The organism is Pseudomonas sp. Irchel 3A18 (assembly GCF_900187465.1).
In the GTDB taxonomy this organism is placed as follows: Bacteria; Pseudomonadota; Gammaproteobacteria; order Pseudomonadales; family Pseudomonadaceae; genus Aquipseudomonas; species Aquipseudomonas cichorii.
The window spans coordinates 523,118-543,364 of the sequence record NZ_FYDI01000002.1 but is presented as its reverse complement, the minus strand read 5'-3'; the positions used below and the strand labels follow the sequence as shown (position 1 = coordinate 543,364).

Genomic DNA, 20,247 nt, shown 5'->3' with positions numbered 1-20,247 from the left:
TTAAATGAGTCCGAGCCTGTTCAATTCGATCTGTGCACTGAGCGGATCTTGAGCAAGGGTCAATCCAGCGACCTCGTTCGCACATACGAGCAAATCGGCATAGTGGATCTGTACCGTTGATCCGCTGAGAACGATCGGGCAGGAAATGTTGCTCAATAACCTGGGCAATTGAGCTGGGTTCAGCGATTTACTGGAATAAAGCAGCACGCCGCGTGGTTGCAGATATTCGGTGGCCAGCGCCAGTTCGCCTGCGGGCAGCGGCCAGTCGAAGACTTCCACCGGGCAGTCGGCGCTGCTGACCAGCCAGGCTACGAGCCACAAATGCGGCTCCAGCGGCAGGTCGGACTGGTTCACCAGTAGCAACGGCTTGCCATTGAGTTGCCGGTTATTGTGGTAAATGCGTGCGCCGAGCTTGCTGCGCAGCCACGAATAAAAGAACGCCCGCTCCATCTGCGCGCCGAACTTGCCCTGCCAGCGCTTTTCCAGCTCGGCCAGCAGCGGCAGCAACAATTGCTCACACAAAGTCCGGGGTGGATACAGCGACATCGCCTGATTGAACACATCGTCGACCCGGCGTTCGGCCAGTTCACCGATGGCCTGCAACAGCGTCTGGCGCAAGGCATCCCAGTCGTTGCCGGGGGTGAAACTCTCCGGTTGCTGCTCATCGATCAGGGCCTTGACCTGACTCACGGATACCCCGCGGTTGAGCCAGGTCAGAATCGTCATCACCCGATGCACATGCTCGTGGGTGTACAGCCGATGCCCCTTGGCGGTGCGATGAGGGACGATCAAGCCATAACGTCGCTCCCAGGCTCGCAAGGTAACGGCGTTGACCCCGGTCTGGCGTGCTACTTCACGGATTGGCAGCCAGTTATCCGGCTGGTGCGCTTCTTGGTTTGTATCGTTCATGGTTCAGATCGCATTTCGCAGGCTCAGGTTTTCCGGATGCGGCTGCATGTAAACCTGCAGTGCAATATACGGATCGGGATGTTGGCGAAAGTGGTGCTTGAGCAGGGTCAGCGGCACGATCAAGGGCACGATGCCCTGATGGTACTGAGAGATAAGGCGCTGAATTTCCTGTTTGTCCTCGGTATCGAGGTGATTCTTGAGGTAGCCACTGAGGTGTTGCAGCACATTGGTATGGGTGCTGCGGGTAGCGCATTTTTTCAGTGCTGCCATCAGTTGGCTGAAATAGCGTGGGGCGATCTCGTTCGGATCGCTGCGGCCCATGCTGCCCAGCATATTGCCCAGCACCTTGTATTGCTGTGGATTGCTGGCCATGAGCTGATATTTGTAGCGCGAATGGAACTCGCTCAAGGCGCGACGGGTCACGCCGTCTTTCAGCAGCTTTTGCCAGGCAGCGTAGGCGAATACCCGGGTGACGAAGTTTTCCAGCAGAACGGCATCGTTGAGCCGGCCATCTTCCTCGACCGGCAGGTCGGGCTGACTGGCGCAGAAGGTCTGGGCATAGATACCGCGTCCACCGCCATCCACGGGCGCACCGTTCTCGCGATAGACCTTGACCCGCTCCAGGCCACAGGACGGTGATTTCTGCATGAAAATATAGCCGCAGATATCGTCCATCTCGCCGGCCATGTGCAGCCCGTAATCAGCCAATGCCCGGGTGACATTCAGCTCTCTGTTGACGGTGCCGACTGCCTGAGGATTTACGGGGTCACCCACCAGCCGGATCGGCTCACGTGGAATGCCCATGCCGATGGCGACTTCCGGGCAGGCCGGCACGAAATCGAAATACTCACTCAGCGCCTGGGTACACAGACGCGACTCTTTATGGCCGCCATTGAAGCGTACCTCTGCACCCAGCAGGCAGGCGCTGATTCCCAGTTTTGGCTTATCGATCACAGGCGCTGACATCACAAACCTCTACACAAGACTTGTACAGATCAATAAGTCTGTACAACTTGTCTCATCATAGGTTTGTAGCTGTACAAGTCAAATTCTTTGTACAAGAATTTCAGGCGTGTTTATTCAGGAAGCGGGCTCGCTCACTTCCAGCCCATGCGCCAGGCCTCGGAGTTCTGCAGGACCTGCCACGGCAAGCGTTCGCTGCGGTGAGTCATGACGGCTTGCAATTCAATCTCCAGGACCGTGCCTTCCTCGTCCTTGAACAGCTCGGTCACCAGAAAGTGTTTTTCGCGGTTGAGCGGTACTGCTGCGGTCCATTTCGACAGCAGCAGTTTGCGGGGATTGATGGTATTCACTTGAGGTGTTCAAGCAGACGGCGTGCGGCTTCCTGGCCGCTGAGCCATGCGCCTTCGACACGACCGGACAGGCACCAGTCGCCACAGACGTAGATGCCCAGGTCGGCATCGGAAAGTGCGCCCCATTCGTGAGAGCCGGCCGGTCGTGCATACAGCCAGCGGTGTGCCTGGCTGAAGACCGGAGCAGGCATCGGGCAGTCGATCAGCTCTGCAAATGCACCATGCAGATGTTCGATGACTTGCTCTTTGGGCATGTCCAGATGCTGCCTGCTCCAACTGCTGGAGGCATGCAGAACCCAGGTGTCCAGGGTGTCGTCACGTTGGGGTTTGCTGCGATTGCGGGCCAGCCAGTCCAGCGGGCTGTCCTGTACGAAACAGCCTTGCATCGGGGTTTGCAGCGGTGTGGAAAAGGCCAGGGCAACGGCCCAGGTCGGGTCCATTTTCACACCGGTGACCACGCTTGCCAGTTTCGGTGCCGCTGCCAGCAGCGTCGCTGCCTGAGGCGCGGGTATGGCGATGACAACATGGCTGAAAGGACCGTGGTTGTTGCCATCGGCATCTTGCAGGTTCCAGTGCTCTTCACCGCGAAAGACTTCGGTGATGCGGCACGAGAATGTCACGGGCAAATCGTCCAGAAGGGCACGGGTAATGGCGCTCATGCCCGGTGTGCCGACCCAGCGTACCTGCTCGTCCGGCGACGGGCTGAGCCTGCCGCCATGGAAGTTGTACAGCGAGGGTGTCCATTCGGCCACGTGACCTTTGGCTTGCCACTGGTTGACGGCCGCCACGAAGCGTCGATCACGGGCAGTGAAATACTGTGCGCCCATGTCGAGAGAGCCCGCCTCACTTCGCTTGCTCGACATTCTTCCGCCGCTGCCGCGGCTTTTGTCGAAAAGATGTATGTCGTGCCCGGCAGCCTTGAGCGCCTGAGCAGCAGAGAGTCCGGCGATACCGGTACCGATGATTGCGATAGGTACAGTCATAGGGGCCTCGTTACCTTGTCTGCACAGACTACGCCGTAGTTAAAACCTGTACAATCTCCGTTTTTGGTATAACTTGCAGTAGTTCTCGATTTTACGACTTATAGTCAACTGCAACCCATGCGCTTCACAACGGTCAGTCTGTTGCCTGTAGACAATGGGCCAACTACCTGCGCTGGTAGTTAAAGCTCCGATTCGTTCAGGTGTGGCCTATGGTTCAGCAAAGGATTTTGCTTTTGCGGATAAGCCAGACCCGTAAAAAATAGACTACTCAATTGCCACGAACGCCACGCGAGGTAACCTGCCATGCACATATTGCTGACCGGCGGTACAGGTTTGATCGGACGAGCACTCTGCCGACTCTGGTCTGCGCAAGGTCATCAATTGACGGTCTGGAGCCGTCGGCCCGCTGAAGTGGCTGGGCTCTGTGGCCCGTCGGTGCGTGGCATCGCCCGTCTGGAGGAACTGAACGAGCAATCCATCGATGCCGTCATCAACCTCGCGGGCGCTCCGATAGCCGACCGGCCCTGGACGCGCAAGCGCCGGTTGCAACTGTGGAGCAGCCGCATTGGCCTGACCGAGCAACTGCTGGCCTGGCTTGAAGGTCGGCAGCAAAAGCCCGAAGTGCTGATTTCCGGCTCTGCGGTCGGCTGGTATGGCGATTCGGGTGAACACGAGCTTGATGAAAGCTCGCGACCGATCAAGGAAGACTTCGCCAGCCAGCTTTGCAGCGCCTGGGAAGAAACCGCTCAGCGTGCCGAAGCCTTGGGCATTCGCGTGGTGCTGCTGCGTACGGGCCTTGTGGTGTCGAATCAGGGCGGTTTTGTGAAGCGCTTGCTGCTGCCTTTCAAGCTGGGCCTGGGTGGCCCGATCGGCAATGGCCGGCAATGGATGCCCTGGATTCATATCGAAGATCAAATCGCGGCGATTGATTTTCTGTTGAACCGTCGCGATGCCCGAGGTCCTTATAATCTCTGCGCGCCAACACCGGTGCGTAATCGTGAGTTTGGCAAAACGCTGGCGGGTGTCCTGAGGCGGCCCGCTTTCATGCCTTTGCCGGGGCTGGTGTTGCGTGTGGCGCTGGGTGAGTTGTCCGTGTTGCTGCTGGGTGGCCAGCGTGCCCGACCGGCGCGTTTGCTGGAGGCAGGTTTTACCTTCCGATTTACTGATCTGCGCGCTGCCCTGAGTGATTTCTCGGGTCGCCACTGAAGCCATTGAAATAGGATGTTGCATGACCGATCACGCGCTCTTGCTGGTCAATCTGGGTTCGCCTGCTTCCACAGCAGTGCCGGACGTACGCCGGTATCTCAATCAGTTCCTGATGGATCCTTATGTCATCGACTTGCCGTGGCCGGTTCGCAGGCTGCTGGTCTCGCTGATCCTGATCAAGCGTCCCGAGCAGTCGGCGCATGCGTATGCGTCCATCTGGTGGGATGACGGCTCGCCGCTGGTTGTGCTGAGCAAGCGCTTGCAGGAGGCCATGAAAAAGGAATGGACCCAGGGTCCGGTCGAGCTGGCGATGCGTTATGGCGAGCCCTCCATCGAAACAGTGCTGACGCGTCTGGCCGGGCAGGGCATCAGGAAAGTGACGCTTGCCCCGCTTTATCCACAGTTCGCCGACAGCACCGTCACGACGGTGATTGAAGAGGCCAGGCGGGTCGTGAAGGCCAAGTCGCTGACAATGGAATTTTCACTGCTCAAGCCTTTTTTCGATCAGGACGAGTACATCGACGCCCTGGTGGAAAACGTTCGCCCGCATTTGCAGCAGCCTCATGATCACCTGCTGTTGAGTTTTCACGGCCTGCCGGAAAGGCACCTGACCAAGCTCGACCCTACCGGCAACCACTGCCTCAAGAATGAAAACTGCTGCATGACCGCTCCGCCTGAAGTGGTCGCTACCTGCTATCGCGCGCAATGCATACGCTCGGCGGCAGCCTTTGCCGAGCGCATGGGGATTCCTGATGGTAAATGGTCGGTGTCGTTTCAGTCGCGTCTTGGACGTGCCAAGTGGATCGAACCCTACACCGAAGCGCGTCTTGATGAGCTGGCAGCCCAGGGCGTGAAGAAGCTGCTGGTGATGTGCCCGGCATTCGTTGCCGACTGCATCGAGACGCTGGAAGAGATCGGAGATCGTGGAGCGGAGCAGTTCAAGGAGGCGGGCGGCGAAGAGCTGGTGCTGGTGCCTTGCCTGAATGACGACCCGAACTGGGCCAGGGCCTTGAACCGGTTGTGTGAAAAGGCATCCTTGATGTCGTAGGAGATCACCCGCCGCCTCGGCGCCGCGCTGTCGCTCTGTCGCTCTGTCGCGCAGCAAACAGGAGCAGGTGTTTCCAGATTCATGGTTCGGCTTGAGGCCGCCTTGCGCCTTTACGGCGCGTTCTGCGGCGCTCTCACGATTGTTGTGTAGGAGCTTCATTCGCTCCTACCGGGATGAGCAAAAATCTTCCAGACACCGCCGATTGCGACGTGGGTGACGGCCGAGTGGAGGTATTGCGCAGTGGGTTGCGAGGCAGGACGCCGAGCAAGCGCCGCAGGGCCATGGAAGGCCCGTCGGCGCGTACCCACGGAGCAATGCCGGAGCGAGGGAACCCCGCCCCAAGGCGGGGCCGAACCGGAGCGGATGGTTTTCCCCCCTTTTGCCGAAACAAAAGGGGGCCGCCGTAAAGGCGGAACCAGTAGGAGCAGCACATATCAATAATGGATATGTACGCCGGATAACGTTTTTACCCTACATAAAATACGTTCTAATTCATGCTCTTGCGTCTTGTTTGATGAGAGCGAATTCATTCGCGAATGAATTCGCTCCTTGCGGGTTATGGCAGCTGCTTGTTCTTCCAGCTGTCATTGCCCGGCAGGATCAGGTTCAGGGCGATGGCGGTAATGGCGCACAGGGCGATGCCCTTGAGGCCGAAGTCATCCGGGCCGTTGCCGGTGCCGATCAGCACGCCGCCGATACCGAACACCAGGGTCACCGAAACAATCACCAGATTACGCGCCTCGGCCAGATCGACCTTGTGACGAATCAGGGTGTTCATTCCCACCGCAGCAATCGAACCGAACAACAGGCACAGAATCCCGCCCATGACCGGCACGGGAATGCTCTGCAGCAGCGCACCGAACTTGCCGATGAAGGCCAGGGCAATGGCGAAGACTGACGCCCAGGTCATGATGGCCGGGTTGTAGTTCTTGGTCAGCATCACCGCGCCTGTCACTTCGGCATAGGTGGTGTTGGGTGGGCCGCCGAACAGGCCGGCTGCCGTGGTCGCGATACCGTCGCCAAACAGGGTGCGATGCAGGCCCGGTTTTTTCAGGTAGTCGCGTCCGGTCACGCTGCCGACCGCGATCACGCCGCCGATGTGCTCGATGGCCGGAGCCAGTGCCACCGGCACAATGAACAGGATGGCCTGCCAGTTGAACTCCGGTGCCGTGAAGTGCGGCAGGGCCAGCCAAGGGGCTGCGGCAATCTTCGCGGTGTCCACCACGCCAAAGTAGAACGACAGCGCAAAGCCCACCAGCACGCCGGAAATGATCGGCACCAGACGGAAAATCCCTTTGCCGAACACGGCCACGATCAACGTCGTCAGCAGGGCTGGCATCGAGATCAGCATGGCGGTCTTGTAGGGGATCAGCTCGGCGCCGTCACCCGACTTGCCCATCGCCATATTGGCGGCAATCGGCGCCATGGCCAGACCGATGGAGATGATCACCGGGCCGATGACGACCGGTGGCAGCAGGCGATCGATAAAGCCCGTGCCCTTGATCTTCACGGCCAGGCCCAGGAAGGTGTAGACGAAACCCGCCGCCATGACACCGCCCATGGTCGCGGCCAGGCCGAACTGGCCCTTGGCGAGAATGATCGGAGTGATGAAGGCAAAGCTTGATGCCAGGAAAACCGGCACCTGACGGCCCGTAACCATCTGGAACAGCAGCGTGCCCAGGCCGGCAGTGAACAGCGCCACGTTTGGATCGAGGCCGGTAATGAGCGGCATCAGTACCAGGGCGCCAAAGGCCACGAACAGCATTTGGGCGCCGGAAAGTACCGTGCGCCACAGTGGATCGTTGAATTCGGACTGCTTCATCGAATTACGCGTCCTTTTGCTTGGTGCCGAAGATCTTGTCACCCGCATCACCCAGACCCGGAATGATGTAGCCATGTTCGTTCAGGTGCTGGTCGATGGACGCTGTGTAGATGATCACGTCCGGGTGAGATTTCTCCACGGCAGCGATGCCCTCGGGCGCAGCGACCAGCACCATGGCGCGGATTTCCTTGCAGCCCGCTTTCTTGAGCAGGTCGATGGTCGCGATCATCGAGCCGCCGGTGGCCAGCATCGGGTCGATGATCATCGCCAGACGCTCGTCGATTTCCGGGACCAGCTTTTCCAGGTAAGTGTGGGCTTCCAGGGTTTCTTCGTTGCGGGCCAGGCCCACGGCGCTGACCTTGGCGCCTGGAATCAGGCTGAGCACGCCGTCGAGCATGCCGATACCGGCGCGCAGGATCGGTACGACGGTGATTTTTTTGCCAGCGATCTTCTCGACCTGTACGGTTCCGCACCAGCCTTCGATGTCGTAGCTTTCCAGCGGCAGATCCGAGGTGGCTTCATAAGTAAGCAGTGCGCCGACTTCCTGTGCCAGCTCACGGAAATTCTTGGTGCTGATGTCAGCGCGGCGCATCAGGCCGAGCTTGTGGCGGATCAGCGGATGACGGATTTCACGAATGGGCATAAGAAAAGGCTCCAGCAGGGGGCAAAAAAACGGCCTAGATTAATCTATTCAGCTGTGACTGTCTTAAAGCGCATGCAGTATCGTGACGCAAGGTATGAATCCTTGCCCTTGGGCACCACACGCAACGTTAGTCCATAATCGCTTGCCCTGAATGAACGGGATGCGTACCTTTGCCCGCTTTTCTCAAACTGCCCATCTGGAGAGCTTCATGTCCGCTGATCTCGAGCATATCCGTCAAATCATGCGCGAGGCCGATTGCCTCTACACCGAGGCTGAAGTCGATGCTGCCATCGCTCGCGTCGGAGCGCAGATCAACGCTGAACTGGCTGACCGTAATCCTGTTGTTTTCTGTGTGATGAATGGCGGCCTGATCTTCTCGGGCAAACTGCTGACGCATCTGAACTTCCCGCTGGAAGCGTCTTACCTGCACGCGACCCGCTATCGCAACGAAACCACCGGTGGCGACCTGTTCTGGAAAGCCAAGCCGGAAGTCTCGTTCATCGATCGTGACGTGCTGATCATCGACGACATTCTCGACGAAGGTCATACCCTGGGCGCCATCATCGACTTCTGCCGCCATGCCGGCGCTAGTGCGGTGCACACCGCGGTATTGATCGACAAGGATCACGACCGCAAGGCCCGTCCTGATCTGAAAGCCGATTTCGTTGGCCTGCCATGCGTTGACCGTTATATCTTCGGCTACGGCATGGACTACAAAGGTTACTGGCGCAATGCTGCCGGGATCTATGCGGTCAAGGGCATGTAATTGACCGTCGCGCCAGGAATGCCCCAAGGGGTATTCCTGCGCTGTGGCACAGGAATGAGTGCGGGTTTCTCAGGGAAGTTCTGAATGAAATTATCGATTTCCGGCGCCATGGCGCTTGCGGTGTTCTACGGTCTGGCATCGGTTGCACCGGCTTACGCTGAACCCATGCATGGCCAGTACCTGCCTCCCGATGATCTGAACCTGCGCGCAGGTGTGCCCGAACAGCAGCAGTTGCTGCAGATAACCGAATACTCGGTAGTGATTGGCAATCAGCGCCAGTCCAGCCAGCAGCCGATCCCCATTACGTCACCGACGCTGCTGCGCCTCAAGGGCAAGCCGCTGAACAAGGGCGCGACCATTTCCGAAGTGATCATTCACTTCGATGCCGAAAGCAAGAGCCTGAAAAAGCCGACCTACGATGAGCCGTCCCGGACGCTGACGCTCTATTATCCAGTCAACCAGTACCGGGCCGTGATGGACCTGCTGCGCAATGAAAAGGTTTATTGCCAGTTTCTTGTCTATGCCAACGGCCATGTCTGGGCCGATCTGCATACTGCGGTGCTACGCACGCGTTGAGCCGCGCACGCGCACAAGGGTAAACTGCCCGCCCGTGAAAGTGTATGCGACCAGTTGGAGCCCGCAATGCGTAAAGACAAGAAGCAGTTGATTGGGGACGAGATCGGCGACGAGCAGATCAAACTGTTCCTCGACTTCGAGCCGTACGATGCCACCTCGCCGTCGCTGCACAAATTGATCAAGGCCTATCGTGGCCTGCGGATCGATGACTTCGAGCGTTTTCTGGTGTTCTTCAAGGAAGCCGGTTACGACCTGGATGGCAAGGATGAGCAAGGCAACGATTTCGTCGCCCTGATCAAGGATCAGCGCAATGCTGAAGACTATATCGAGCTGATCGCCCAGGCTCGCGGCTGATAATCCCTGTTCGCGAATAAATTCGCTTCCACACAAATGATGGTGGGAGCGAATTCATTCGCTAAAGATCATCTACTTTCTGGCCTGATAAGCCTTCCCATAGTGGCGTTCCAGCCGCGCCTGCAACAACTCCAGCCCGATGGACATGATCCAGTAAAGCACCGCCGCCGTGGTCAGCATCTCGATATAGCGATAGCTGGAGCGACCATAAGACTGTGCCAGGAACATCACTTCCCAGACACCCATCACCGAAATCAGGGACGAATCCTTGAGCATCGAGATGAACTGGTTGGTGGTGGGCGGGATGATGGTGCGCATCGCCTGGGGCAGGGTGACGCGCCAGAAGATCTGTGCAGGTCGCAGTGCCAGCGCCAGTGCCGCTTCACGCTGACCGGCCGCTACGCCGATGATGCCCGCCCGGAATATCTCGCTCAGATAAGCGCCATAGTTCAGGGACAGCGCGATGATGCCGGCCAGGATTGCACCGGGCACGATACCCACCTGAGGCAGGCCCAGGTAAATCAGCATGATCTGGATAAGCAGCGGTGTGCCGCGGAAGAACGAGGCATAGAAGCTCGCAATACCGAAGGCCACCGCGCTGCTGGACAGGCGCGCCAGAGCCACGACAAAACCCAGCAGCACCGAGACGAAAATCGAGCACAGGCACACGAACAGGGTCAGCGCTGCGCCCTGCAGAAAACCGTTGGGTGACAGGCTCAGGCCGACCAGATTCGGCAGTTTGTCGAGAATGATCGAGAACTTCAGGTCGAAGCTCAGGAAGAACCCGGCAAACAGGGCGAACATCGCCGCCCAGGTCAGATAGAGCCTTGTACGGAAACCGAGGACACGTTTGAGCAGGCTCTGGGCCTGCTCGGGTGGGCGTTGAGGCTGAAAGGAAGTCATTTGCTGATGTCAGCGCCGATCCACTTCTGTGAAAGCTTGGTCAGAGTGCCGTCCTGCTTGAGTTCGGCAAAGACCTGACGAATCTTGGCGTCCCATTCGGCATCGCCTTTTTCGATGGCGACGAAGTTGGGCTCTTCGTACAGCGAGGCACCAGCGAGCTTGAAGCGTTTGTCCTGATCCAGGCGCGGCTGGGCCGTGACCAGATTGGTGAGGATGGCATCCAGGCGCACACCGGCACCCAGGCCCAGATCCTGGAAGGCAACGTTGTCGTTGTCGTAAGGGGCAATCTGAACGTTCTCGAACGGGTATTCCAGCGGCTTGTCTTCAGCGCCTTCGATCACCAGGTTCTTGTTCAGGTAGCTTTCGTAGCTGGAAGCGCTGGTGAGGCCGACCTTCTTGTTGCTCAGGTCCTTGGCCGAATGGATGCGATCATCCTTGGCGTTGACCACGATCACCGCAGGCGAGGCGTAGTACTCGACAGGGAAATTGAAGACTTCAGCACGGGATTTGCTCGGGGTCATGGAGCAGACGCAGATGTCATAGCGACCACTCCAGCGGCCGGCGGCGATCACGTCCCATGAAGGCGTTTCAAGACGCAGCTTGACGCCCAGCTTGTCTGCGACAGCTTTTGCGACGTCGACATCGAAGCCGTCCAACTGGTTTTTATCATTCAGGAAAGAGAAGGGCGGGTAACTTTCCATCAGGACGTTTACCAGTTCCTTGTTCTTCTGTACGCGGTCCAGTGTGGCACCGGCGAAGGTCTGAGTCGATGCAGCCAGAGTGACCAGGCCAATGCCCAGCAGAGCGCTAAGTTTCAAAGCTATCCCCTGAAAAAATGATTGTAGTTTGTATAAAGCGCTGTATTAAATACGTTATACCAAGCTCATTCCTAATGAGTTTTTTTCATAAAGATATAAGTAGATGGCATATGACTCTGCGCTCGACTGTAATTCTTGATGGCGGCATGGGCCGTGAGCTTCAGCGCCGCGGCGCTCCCTTCCGCCAACCCGAATGGTCGGCCCTTGCCCTGAGCGAGGCACCTGAAGCCGTGCGTGCCGTGCATACCGCCTATATCGACAGTGGCGCTCAGGTTATCACCAGCAATAGCTACGCGGTCGTGCCTTTTCATATTGGTGAAGAGCGTTTCGCTCGCGAAGGTCAGGCACTGGCGGATCTGGCTGGAAAACTGGCTCGCGAGTCGGCGGATGCTTCGGGCGGACGAGCCAAGGTCGCCGGTTCCCTGCCTCCGCTGTTCGGCTCTTATCGCCCTGATCTCTACAAGCCAGAGCTGGCTGCTGAAGTCTTGAAGCCGCTGGTGGCTGGCCTGGCCCCGCATGTGGACCTGTGGCTGGCCGAGACTCAAAGCTGCATCATCGAAGCGCAGACCATTCGTGCCGGTCTGCCTGCCGATGGCAAACCGTTCTGGCTGTCGTTCACGCTTCAGGATGAAGACACGGACGAAGTGGCGCGTCTGCGCTCCGGCGAACCGGTTGCCGATGCGGCCCGCGCCGCTGCCGAACTGGGCGCTGCTGCGCTGCTGTTCAACTGCAGCCAGCCTGAGGTGATCGGTGCAGCCATCGATGCCGCTCGCGAAGTATTCAAGTCATTGAACGTCGAGATCGCCATCGGCGCTTATGCCAATGCCTTCCCGCCGCAACCCAAGGATGCCAAGGCCAACGATGGCCTGGATGAACTGCGCGCAGACCTTGACCCTCAAGGCTACCAGCAGTGGGCGGCAGACTGGGTCAAGCGTGGTGCCACCCACATCGGTGGTTGCTGTGGCATTGGCCCGGAACACATTGCGGTTCTGGCCAAGAGCCTTTAAATACTGAGCTGTTCTTACAAAGAAAAAACCCGTGGCTGCAAGGCTCACGGGTTTTTTTATGCCTCAGGCAATCAGGCGATGCTGCTTTGTTCCTGATTGGTCTGCTCGACCAGTTCCAGGCTCTCGTCGCTCTGGCGGCTGACGCGCTGGTACAGCTGCGCATCGGTTTCCAGTGCTTTTTCCCGTGCCGGGAATATTTCGTTGAGCTTGGCGGCCCACTCGTTGCGAGCCTTGTCCGGGAAGCAGCGCTCGATCAGTTCCAGCATGATCGAAACCGTCACCGATGCACCCGGAGAAGCACCGAGCAAGGCGGCCAGAGAACCGTCCTTTGCAGACACCAGTTCGGTACCGAACTGCAGAATGCCGCCTTTCTTGGCGTCTTTCTTGATGATCTGCACTCGCTGACCGGCAACTTCCAGACGCCAGTCTTCGGCCCTGGCTTGAGGGTAGAAGCGGCGCAGGGATTCCAGGCGCTGCTCCATCGACTGCATCACTTCACTGACCAGATATTTGGTCAGATCCATGTTGTCGCGAGCGACGGCCAGCATCGGTTTGATGTTGGCCAGTCGTACCGACAGCGGCAGGTCAAGGAACGAGCCGTGCTTGAGGAACTTGGTGGTGAAGCCGGCGTAAGGTCCGAACAGCAGGGATTTCTTGCCATCGACCACGCGGGTATCCAGGTGAGGAACCGACATGGGCGGCGAACCCACGGCGGCCTGGCTGTAAACCTTGGCCTGATGCTGCTTGACCACTTCAGGGTTGTCGCAACGCAGCCACTGGCCACTGACCGGGAAGCCGCCGAAGCCCTTGCTCTCTTCGATGCCCGACATCTGCAGCAGCGGCAATGCCGCGCCACCCGCGCCGAGGAATACGAATTTTGCGTCGATCTGGCGAGTGCTGCCGCTGTTCACGTCCTTGATGGTGACGGTCCAGCCGTTGCCATTACGGGTCAGGTCGGTAACGCGCTTGCAGTATTTGACCTGAGCGTCGGGAGCGCTGCCCAGGTGAGTGAGCAACTGGTTGGTCAGCGCGCCAAAGTTGACGTCCGTACCGTTCATTACCCGCGTGGCGGCGATAGGTTCGTCGGCCGGACGACCTGGCATCATCAGTGGCATCCACTCGGCCAGCTTTGCCTTGTCTTCGGTGTATTCCATCGAAGAGAAGGCGTGATGCTTGTGCATCGCTTCAAAACGGGTCTTGAGGAAGGAAATCCCGCTCTCGCCCTGAACGAAGCTCAGGTGCGGAACCGAGTTGATGAAGGATTTCGACGAGCCGAAGGTGCCTTTGCGAGCCAGATAGGCCCAGAACTGCTTCGATACCTCGAACTGGGCGTTGATGTGCACCGCTTTCTTGATATCGATGGAGCCATCGGCCGCGGGCGGCGTGTAGTTCAGCTCGCAGAGGCCGGCATGACCGGTCCCTGCGTTGTTCCAGGGGTTGGAACTCTCCGCAGCGCCGGAATCCATGAGCTCAACGACTTCCAGCTTGAGGCCGGGGTCGAGCTCCTTGAGCAGCACGGCCAGGGTGGCACTCATGATGCCCGCTCCGACCAATACTACGTCGACTGCTTCGTTATGCGCCATTAACGCGTCTCCAAAATCTGCAGCACCAAATTGACGGCATACGTTCCTGAGGCTAGATGCCAGGGGTACAGGGCGTCGATAAAAGTTGTGCCCCATGTGTCCTGGCCAGGATCGCCTGTCCGATTCTTCGCAATTTTTCGCATCTAAAGCGCAGGTCCCGGTCAGGCTGAACAAGAGTCTTCATCAAGGATGCATGAACTCATTTTTCAACCCGTTCGGCCATTCGACCATCGTCAAGGCATCGCATGCCCGGACGACAGGCCTCAGGCTCCGGTGATGGAGGCGCAGTCGCGGTCAGTCCTGTTCAAAGGGGCTGGTTCAGACGCTGATGGTGCATTTACAAACGCGTACCTATTCATTTTGCTCGCCACACTCTTGTGAAGTAGTGAAACCCGTTTTTTCACGCTCTTTTGGAAACGTGAACCAAACCTCAAAAAGGGCTGCGATGGCAGCTCTGGCAGATCAGGTGCATACAGATTGAGGCGTTGTCGGGGGCAAAAGGTTCGATATCAATCGAGCGATTGCTCACCGTTCATCGAGCACAACTGTGTGCAAATGACCTGTGTGGGCGGCTCTCTGTGGGCATTACGGAGGAGCTAATCCGGGGATTAGCGATGCTGCGAGGCCCGATCAGGAGACGTCCTTATAATCGGGGGGAGATTATGAGCGGTGGGGCTGGAAGCCGCAACACATAACCATGGCAGGGGCTGTGTACGGCACTTTGTCACAGCTTTGAGACATCGTTGTGACAGCCTCAAAGTGCCTCATCCAGAATTCTCAAGGATCTTTAAGCTGCATGGTGTTGTCTGTGTTTGCCTGCGGACCCATCCATAAGTCTCCGGTAGCTTCCCGAGTGCTGGAATGGGGCTGGCTTAATGTAAATGGACGAAACACAAGGATGATGCTCGATGCTTGCTTCTGCTCGACTGGGCGATAAACACGTATGCCCTAAACCCGGCCATGGTACTACCCCTATTGCCAGTGCATCGGCTGATGTGAATATCAGCTTTGCCGGTGCTGCTCGTGTTGGAGATACTTGCGGATGCGGGGCCGTCATCACCACGGGGTTCCCCTCCATTCTGGTCAACAACCGTCCCCTGGCTCATTTAGGAAGCCCTACCAGTCATGGTGGGACAATTATCACAGGCTCAAGTGATACCTTTGGTGGTTTTGTCATGGGTGCTGCGCCCGGTGCCGCAATCATTAATTTTGCAGTGCTGGGAGCATTCCGCTCCGATGGCTCTGTGGATGACGAAAGGATGGCAACCTTGCTGGCCGACCCGAGATTGGTTGAGAGGGCAACCGCTGCAAAGGCTGTGGTTAATTCGGATGAAGGCGTGACGGAGCCTGACAAGGTGTCTAGATCAGAAGCAGAGCCTGTCGTTTGCACACACCCAGATATGATGGAAGCGCTGGCGAGTTATATTGCCGACGAGATGAACCGCAATATCCGACACCCGTCGGTCTTGAAGATGAAAGAGTTACTCAGTTATGACGTTGTGGAAGAAACCCGCAAGCAAATGGCTTTACCTTGGTACCTCCAAATAGGCGCTACCAATCCACAAACTATAGGGGCCTCCAATATGGTAGCTGCTATGGCTATATGGACTGAGCGAGTGGGACAGAATCGTCCGTGGGATCACAAACCGAAAATCCACAGTAAGTTCGGCGGATACCATCACAAGCAAGGCAAGTATGATTATTTCTATGATATCTGGTCGAATATACACTACGGTTATGTGGGGCGCGCTGGTGGGCTTTCTGAGAGTATGCTCTCGGACGGTGCAGGAGTTGAGCAAATAGCCTCTGATTCCATAAGAAAGCTATTTGATTGGGAGAGGCGTCGCGGACCACATGCTACTGAGGGGGTTGAGGGGATGAGGGCTTTCGACGATGCCCCTGACCGGATATCCATCAGTATCGGAATTAGACTATTTGACGAGCATCCTAATGGCGGTATTACCGCCAAGATGGTAGTGGAGAAGGTTCTTGCTGTTAAACCAGAGGATTGGGGGAGTGGCATTAGTGTTCACGAGTGTAAGTAAGCTTCGCAAGAGATGGGTGCTCACCATTGCAGTGATCGCGGCAGTTATATTTTGGTACGTGACGTTACCGCGAGTTGCCGTACATTACTCCAAGGATGGAGCGGCGGAGCTGCGCTATATCTGGAATACCCAGCACCGTATCGACAAAGGTGCCTTGCTCCCAGGCCAAGCCACCTCTGATATTGGGCATATATTCCCTGAAGAGGATTTCTTCATGATGTTCGATTGGTGGAGCGACAAGGGGGGGCGGCGGTGTATCAGCATCACTCCGAAGTGGGGTGGTACGACAGAGATCAAACTTGATGAAGCTGGTAAGATAGACACTGCTAGAACCGATCAGGATGTTATTGCCCGGTTGCAACGTTGTGAGGGCGCACGTGATCCTTTCGTGCTTTAACGAGTACTTGTCCGAGGGTGGTGGCGAAGATGTTTGTGGACTAAGTCCTAGCAGTTGCACCAGAGAAATGGGGTGAGCGTGTCTGAGTCCACAAAGCCAATTAAATATAGATATGAATTCGGTGTTCTCTTTTTGCTGCTATCTCCCTTTGTATTCTGGATGGCGGTGATACCTGTGGTGACCATCTACTACGCAAAAGAGGGAAAGGAAAAGTCTCTCGATTACATAGGGTACTGAACGCAGAACTATCGTAGTGGGCGGGGAGGACTGTGTCCAAGAGAGGCGATATTTGATTTTGGGCATATTTTCCAAGATGAAGAGTTTTTAGGGGGTGTTGGCGGAGTAAGAGTGGTGGTAATCATTGCTCCAATATCACCCCCAAATAGCGCAAAACAGAAATGTGTCTCGATATGAATGGCAATATTGACAACAGCCGAGGAAGTGTCATGGATGTGGATCGGTTGAAGGAGTGCATCACTCATCGGGATAATCCCTAGTGTCATGAGACTTCAAGTTTATAGACTTAGGTTGCAGCTAGATTTATTCGATGCTTCGGGCGTATCATTGCCAAAAGCTCCAGGGGGTATTTGAAAACTTGGCATCAGGCTTTAGATTGTAAGTTTGATGGATTAGTTTGTGGCGCGTTTACGCCGTTTGGAGATAGCGCTCGCATCATGTTACTGATTCGCTAGTTTAAGTATGTACATAAGATAGGGCCGTTGAGGAGATTGCTCTACAAGGCCTTCACTGGCAACGTCACTTCTGTAGCTGCTGCACGCACGAGCGTGATTAGACCGTCCGGTGCTTGCAGGGCTCCAGCATCTCTATAATCCCAGCAGGCGATGGCACCACATGCGTCTGAAAAACCTCGGCTAGCGGATGCAGCACGCCGCACATGTAGCGGTCGGCACGGAAGTACGATACGTAGGGGATGTACAGTGCATGGAGGAAGTCAACAAAGTCACTGGCTTTTGGCTGTCGACCACTTTCCCCCAGCGACTTGTTAATCGAGGTATAGAAGGCGTTGATGCAGACGAACAGTCCTGGGCAATAACGTCTAACCAGCGATGGGTCTTCGCACTTTGGTGCCTCGTGCAGCAAACTTTCAAGCAGGCGATTTACTATTTCGACCATCCCCTGCTGCTTCAGCTTCGTCCAGCGCTCCCCTTTCACCTCTTTCATCGCCTCGGCCCGTTCGGCTTCTGACAGATGAACCAACTTATCGTTAAGGTCGAGCAGCGTTTGCTGACAGCTTTCAAGGAGTTGCTGTGCGGGTTTCCTGACCCACTCAACTATCGATCCGAGCTGGTGATAATTGTGTATGAACCACTGCGACATGAAGGTGGGGTCACGCAGACTTTCCATGAAAGCCTTATCGGCTTGTTCGCGTGTGGCTTTCCCTAACACATAATTTTTGAGCACCGTCGCATTCCGAGGGTGCATGGGGACTTTGGTGAGCAGGTCGGTAAGATCCAGCGTCTCGCCCGTGGTTCTCTCAAAATCGCTTCGGAAACCGCCATTTTTACTCAAGCTCGCTTGGAAAATCCTGCGAGTTTTACGGTTCATCTGATGCTTGCTCGCTTCCTCCTGAATAATGCCGGGTATATCCAGATTATCCAGCGGGCTTATAAGTGAGCCCATGTCCGGGAACCATTCGCCATTGGTATCCAGGACGTCTACAGGGGTTGGATCGAGATCTACCAAGCGCATCAGTTCGGCTTTCATCAGGCGATCGTAGGAAATCATCGTGTTACGACCGCATAGCTCTACCATTAATGTAGTGCGCGTCACCCCTGCGTTAGCGTACTGCGGATCCAAGGGGGACATTTCCGCAATATGCGCTCCCGAAAAAACGAACATCACGTCCTTGCGCTTCTTGAGCGCTTTAAGCGCTGTCAGTTGTTGGTTTTGCGCTTCGTCCAGGCCTGGACGGCTAAGAGTCGAGTAATCAGAGCTATCCAGGTAGATGACGGTTGACGTGCTGGATTGCATTTCTCTTTCCTTGTCTGAGTGGCATGCAGTTGTATAGCTGCTGAGGTTCGATCCAGCCACGTCGATGATCTGAGAAAAACCTTCGCTCCGCCACTATTACTACCTGTATCCCACCCATTTTCTGGCTCAAAGAGAAGTGTCGAATAGTCACGGGCATCAACAAAAACTACGCCGCCACGGTTTTACTGGCTTCTGTTATGCATCGTTTGCAACATCTTTTTCATACAGAGGCGAGGGCTTGGTGAGAGGATTTGGTTTCTTGGGCAAAACACGTGCTAGCTAGGCTTGGAACTTCTTCGGCTACGCAGTTCGCATTTTCTCGCTCCATGGCTGATGAGTTTTCGTTCTTCTGCCCAAGATTGATCGGCCTGCTCTGGTAGTCCTCTCATCACAACTGAACCTCGGTGTCGTGGTGTTGATTGTCGTTCAATAGGATAGATAGCCGTGCGCATGAAGTTTGCACTGACTTTTGGAGAGTTAGCTGTGATCAATTGGTCGCTACATGAGGACCTTCAATTCCACCATGATCAATTTAAGTGGGGAAACTACTGGGTGTGAAACGAAAGGAATTGATCGGGTTTATGTGACTTTTATCAGGTATTCGTCATGCCGTGATCAACTGACGTGGCATTGAACCTGCGCAGTGCTGCGTAACCTGTGCGCTGGAGGGCAATGGCTGGTTCAGCCAGTTGGCACGTTGTTCGTTGACTTCGACCCAGTCGCTGCTCAATGGACGCTCGGTGCAGTGCTTGAGTGCGCGGCAGATGCCGGTCTTGTCCACTAGTGCGTAGTGGCGCAATGGGCGGCGCAGGTTGAACAACGATTGGAAAAGACCCATGACGTAGCTCCTGTCGAGTTGATGGGGGCTATCCTGACTTCCCGGCGTTACACCCCGATTACATTCCTGTGGCTGAACCATTGCGATGGTTCAGCGGTCCCATTTTTCGCTGGCATGGCTATACTGCGGCACATTTATAGTGTCTGGCCTCTGGAGAGATGAGCATGTTGCGTCGCCTTTTGTTCGGTTTGCTTGCTGTAAGCAGTTTGACGCTGGTCGGGTGTGCCCACAGCCCGCAGCAACTGAGTCCTCAACCCAAGCTCAACGCGCAGTTCGCGCCGGTGGGTCAGGGGCAGCAGGTTGTCGTGCGTGTCGTGGACGGTCGTTCAAGCCCTACATTGGGAACCCGTGGCGGTCTGTACCCTGAAACCAGCGCAATCAGTGTGAATGGTGCCGATCTGCTGCCAAAGCTGCAGGCACAGGCTGAAGCGGCCGTTCGCTTGCTGGGCTTTACCCCGGTTTCGGGTGGCGGTAATGGTGCGCAACTGACCCTGACCCTGGCCGATCTGAAATATCAGTCGCCCAAGGAAGGCCTGTACGTGACCGAGGCAACCATCAGCTCCACGTTCCGTGCTGACGTGCGCAACAATGGCCGCAACTACGGTGGCCGTTATTCCGCCTCGCTGGATCAGCGTTTCGGTATGGCGCCCAATCAGGAAACCAACACCAAGCTGGTGAGCGACGTGCTGAGCGATGCGCTGACCCGCGTGTTCCAGGACCCGACTATCGGTGGCACCTTGGCGCAATAAGCCTTGCCCAAATGAAAAGCCCGGCCCTTTTTGCAAGGGGCCGGGCTTTTTTGTATTCGGGTGCGGGGGTCAGGCGGCTTGCTGATAGAGATTCAGAAAGCTCAGGCCTGTTTCCAGATCCATGTCCGGAAGATCATGATGCTGATGCCCGCCCAAAGCGCAGTAGACCAGCCAGTGGCGGTCCTGGACGTTGAAGGCCAGTGCGTCCACCAGCTCTTGTTGTTCATCGCTCTGGGCGATCAGATACAGGCGATCCTGGTTGTTTGCGTGCAACATGAACAGCTCCAAAAAAGGG

Annotated in this window: 21 protein-coding genes; 9 read left to right on the top strand and 12 right to left on the bottom strand. The window is 56.5% G+C overall.

The window, feature by feature from the left end; all coding sequences use genetic code 11:
* The 4 genes from CKW23_RS05480 to CKW23_RS05465 form a co-directional block, all read right to left on the bottom strand.
* Positions 1-909 (bottom strand): MerR family transcriptional regulator, encoded by a 909-nt coding sequence (locus CKW23_RS05480; RefSeq protein WP_025258615.1) that lies wholly within the window; start codon positions 907-909, stop codon positions 1-3.
* A gap of 3 nt (positions 910-912) precedes the next feature.
* Positions 913-1,875, bottom strand: coding sequence for a DUF523 and DUF1722 domain-containing protein (locus CKW23_RS05475; RefSeq protein WP_095067186.1), 963 nt, complete (start codon positions 1,873-1,875; stop codon positions 913-915).
* 131 nt (positions 1,876-2,006) lie between these two features.
* Entirely contained in the window at positions 2,007-2,222 is a 216-nt protein-coding gene (locus CKW23_RS05470) for a TIGR02450 family Trp-rich protein (RefSeq protein WP_095067185.1), read from the bottom strand.
* A complete protein-coding gene (locus CKW23_RS05465; RefSeq protein WP_025258618.1) occupies positions 2,219-3,205 on the bottom strand; it encodes an NAD(P)/FAD-dependent oxidoreductase in 987 nt (328 codons plus the stop codon). Before CKW23_RS05465 ends, CKW23_RS05470 begins: the two co-directional genes overlap by 4 nt.
* 303 nt (positions 3,206-3,508) lie before the next feature.
* On the opposite strand from CKW23_RS05465, the gene CKW23_RS05460 reads away from it, so the two are divergent.
* Together CKW23_RS05460 and hemH are read left to right on the top strand one after the other, a co-directional pair.
* A complete protein-coding gene (locus CKW23_RS05460; RefSeq protein ID WP_095067184.1) occupies positions 3,509-4,411 on the top strand; it encodes a TIGR01777 family oxidoreductase in 903 nt (300 codons plus the stop codon).
* Positions 4,412-4,433: 22 nt separating this feature from the next.
* Positions 4,434-5,459, top strand: a complete 1,026-nt coding sequence (gene hemH / locus CKW23_RS05455) for a ferrochelatase (protein ID WP_095067183.1) — start codon at positions 4,434-4,436, stop codon at positions 5,457-5,459.
* A 556-nt stretch (positions 5,460-6,015) separates the two neighbouring features.
* Here the strand turns inward: hemH and CKW23_RS05450 are convergent.
* Both CKW23_RS05450 and upp read right to left on the bottom strand, forming a co-directional pair.
* Entirely contained in the window at positions 6,016-7,281 is a 1,266-nt protein-coding gene (locus tag CKW23_RS05450) for a uracil-xanthine permease family protein (RefSeq protein ID WP_025258621.1), read from the bottom strand.
* A 4-nt stretch (positions 7,282-7,285) separates the two neighbouring features.
* Positions 7,286-7,924, bottom strand: a complete 639-nt coding sequence (upp, locus tag CKW23_RS05445) for a uracil phosphoribosyltransferase (protein WP_025258622.1) — start codon at positions 7,922-7,924, stop codon at positions 7,286-7,288.
* A gap of 208 nt (positions 7,925-8,132) precedes the next feature.
* Here upp and CKW23_RS05440 point away from each other — a divergent pair, with 208 nt between their 5' ends.
* From CKW23_RS05440 to CKW23_RS05430, 3 genes are all read left to right on the top strand, one after another.
* On the top strand, positions 8,133-8,690 hold the full coding sequence (locus CKW23_RS05440; RefSeq protein ID WP_025258623.1) for a hypoxanthine-guanine phosphoribosyltransferase: 558 nt from the start codon (positions 8,133-8,135) through the stop codon (positions 8,688-8,690).
* A gap of 84 nt (positions 8,691-8,774) precedes the next feature.
* Complete coding sequence (locus CKW23_RS05435) at positions 8,775-9,266, top strand: hypothetical protein (protein WP_095067182.1); 492 nt, start codon at positions 8,775-8,777, stop codon at positions 9,264-9,266.
* Positions 9,267-9,332: 66 nt separating this feature from the next.
* Positions 9,333-9,620 carry a PA4642 family protein gene (locus CKW23_RS05430; RefSeq protein WP_025258625.1) on the top strand — a complete coding sequence of 96 codons (288 nt, stop codon included), beginning with the start codon at positions 9,333-9,335 and terminating at the stop codon, positions 9,618-9,620.
* A gap of 72 nt (positions 9,621-9,692) precedes the next feature.
* On the opposite strand, the gene CKW23_RS05425 is transcribed toward CKW23_RS05430, so the two are convergent.
* Both CKW23_RS05425 and CKW23_RS05420 read right to left on the bottom strand, forming a co-directional pair.
* On the bottom strand, positions 9,693-10,523 hold the full coding sequence (locus tag CKW23_RS05425; RefSeq protein ID WP_095067181.1) for an amino acid ABC transporter permease: 831 nt from the start codon (positions 10,521-10,523) through the stop codon (positions 9,693-9,695).
* On the bottom strand, positions 10,520-11,341 hold the full coding sequence (locus tag CKW23_RS05420; protein WP_095067180.1) for an ABC transporter substrate-binding protein: 822 nt from the start codon (positions 11,339-11,341) through the stop codon (positions 10,520-10,522). The genes CKW23_RS05425 and CKW23_RS05420 overlap by 4 nt, the downstream gene beginning before the upstream one ends.
* 110 nt (positions 11,342-11,451) lie before the next feature.
* Between CKW23_RS05420 and CKW23_RS05415 the strand changes: the two genes are divergently transcribed.
* Positions 11,452-12,348, top strand: a complete 897-nt coding sequence (locus tag CKW23_RS05415) for a homocysteine S-methyltransferase family protein (protein WP_095067179.1) — start codon at positions 11,452-11,454, stop codon at positions 12,346-12,348.
* 71 nt (positions 12,349-12,419) lie between these two features.
* On the opposite strand, the gene mqo is transcribed toward CKW23_RS05415, so the two are convergent.
* A complete protein-coding gene (mqo, locus tag CKW23_RS05410) occupies positions 12,420-13,931 on the bottom strand; it encodes a malate dehydrogenase (quinone) (RefSeq protein WP_095067178.1) in 1,512 nt (503 codons plus the stop codon).
* A gap of 908 nt (positions 13,932-14,839) precedes the next feature.
* On the opposite strand from mqo, the gene CKW23_RS05400 reads away from it, so the two are divergent.
* Entirely contained in the window at positions 14,840-15,976 is a 1,137-nt protein-coding gene (locus CKW23_RS05400) for a polymorphic toxin type 44 domain-containing protein (RefSeq protein WP_095067177.1), read from the top strand.
* Positions 15,977-15,992: 16 nt separating this feature from the next.
* On the top strand, positions 15,993-16,373 hold the full coding sequence (locus CKW23_RS05395) for a hypothetical protein (protein ID WP_095067176.1): 381 nt from the start codon (positions 15,993-15,995) through the stop codon (positions 16,371-16,373).
* Positions 16,374-17,162: 789 nt separating this feature from the next.
* Here the strand turns inward: CKW23_RS05395 and CKW23_RS05390 are convergent.
* Both CKW23_RS05390 and CKW23_RS05385 read right to left on the bottom strand, forming a co-directional pair.
* A complete protein-coding gene (locus CKW23_RS05390) occupies positions 17,163-18,365 on the bottom strand; it encodes a hypothetical protein (RefSeq protein WP_095067175.1) in 1,203 nt (400 codons plus the stop codon).
* A gap of 604 nt (positions 18,366-18,969) precedes the next feature.
* Positions 18,970-19,203 carry a hypothetical protein gene (locus CKW23_RS05385; RefSeq protein ID WP_095067174.1) on the bottom strand — a complete coding sequence of 78 codons (234 nt, stop codon included), beginning with the start codon at positions 19,201-19,203 and terminating at the stop codon, positions 18,970-18,972.
* 164 nt (positions 19,204-19,367) lie between these two features.
* On the opposite strand from CKW23_RS05385, the gene CKW23_RS05380 reads away from it, so the two are divergent.
* Entirely contained in the window at positions 19,368-19,952 is a 585-nt protein-coding gene (locus CKW23_RS05380; protein WP_025258632.1) for a YajG family lipoprotein, read from the top strand.
* Positions 19,953-20,021: 69 nt separating this feature from the next.
* Here the strand turns inward: CKW23_RS05380 and CKW23_RS05375 are convergent, their stop codons facing one another.
* On the bottom strand, positions 20,022-20,228 hold the full coding sequence (locus tag CKW23_RS05375) for a hypothetical protein (RefSeq protein ID WP_025258633.1): 207 nt from the start codon (positions 20,226-20,228) through the stop codon (positions 20,022-20,024).
* Positions 20,229-20,247 lie beyond the last annotated feature (19 nt).

What these genes read in the sequence shown, in the direction of transcription:
- CKW23_RS05480 (WP_025258615.1), bottom strand. Translation starts at nt 909, where the DNA reads ATGAACGATACAAACCAAGAAGCGCACCAGCCGGATAACTGGCTGCCA.
- CKW23_RS05475 (WP_095067186.1), bottom strand. Translation starts at nt 1,875, where the DNA reads ATGTCAGCGCCTGTGATCGATAAGCCAAAACTGGGAATCAGCGCCTGC.
- CKW23_RS05465 (WP_025258618.1), bottom strand. Translation starts at nt 3,205, where the DNA reads ATGACTGTACCTATCGCAATCATCGGTACCGGTATCGCCGGACTCTCT.
- CKW23_RS05460 (WP_095067184.1), top strand. Translation starts at nt 3,509, where the DNA reads ATGCACATATTGCTGACCGGCGGTACAGGTTTGATCGGACGAGCACTC.
- hemH (WP_095067183.1), top strand. Translation starts at nt 4,434, where the DNA reads ATGACCGATCACGCGCTCTTGCTGGTCAATCTGGGTTCGCCTGCTTCC.
- CKW23_RS05450 (WP_025258621.1), bottom strand. Translation starts at nt 7,281, where the DNA reads ATGAAGCAGTCCGAATTCAACGATCCACTGTGGCGCACGGTACTTTCC.
- upp (WP_025258622.1), bottom strand. Translation starts at nt 7,924, where the DNA reads ATGCCCATTCGTGAAATCCGTCATCCGCTGATCCGCCACAAGCTCGGC.
- CKW23_RS05440 (WP_025258623.1), top strand. Translation starts at nt 8,133, where the DNA reads ATGTCCGCTGATCTCGAGCATATCCGTCAAATCATGCGCGAGGCCGAT.
- CKW23_RS05435 (WP_095067182.1), top strand. Translation starts at nt 8,775, where the DNA reads ATGAAATTATCGATTTCCGGCGCCATGGCGCTTGCGGTGTTCTACGGT.
- CKW23_RS05430 (WP_025258625.1), top strand. Translation starts at nt 9,333, where the DNA reads ATGCGTAAAGACAAGAAGCAGTTGATTGGGGACGAGATCGGCGACGAG.
- CKW23_RS05425 (WP_095067181.1), bottom strand. Translation starts at nt 10,523, where the DNA reads ATGACTTCCTTTCAGCCTCAACGCCCACCCGAGCAGGCCCAGAGCCTG.
- CKW23_RS05415 (WP_095067179.1), top strand. Translation starts at nt 11,452, where the DNA reads ATGACTCTGCGCTCGACTGTAATTCTTGATGGCGGCATGGGCCGTGAG.
- mqo (WP_095067178.1), bottom strand. Translation starts at nt 13,931, where the DNA reads ATGGCGCATAACGAAGCAGTCGACGTAGTATTGGTCGGAGCGGGCATC.
- CKW23_RS05400 (WP_095067177.1), top strand. Translation starts at nt 14,840, where the DNA reads ATGCTTGCTTCTGCTCGACTGGGCGATAAACACGTATGCCCTAAACCC.
- CKW23_RS05390 (WP_095067175.1), bottom strand. Translation starts at nt 18,365, where the DNA reads ATGCAATCCAGCACGTCAACCGTCATCTACCTGGATAGCTCTGATTAC.
- CKW23_RS05385 (WP_095067174.1), bottom strand. Translation starts at nt 19,203, where the DNA reads ATGGGTCTTTTCCAATCGTTGTTCAACCTGCGCCGCCCATTGCGCCAC.
- CKW23_RS05380 (WP_025258632.1), top strand. Translation starts at nt 19,368, where the DNA reads ATGTTGCGTCGCCTTTTGTTCGGTTTGCTTGCTGTAAGCAGTTTGACG.
- CKW23_RS05375 (WP_025258633.1), bottom strand. Translation starts at nt 20,228, where the DNA reads ATGTTGCACGCAAACAACCAGGATCGCCTGTATCTGATCGCCCAGAGC.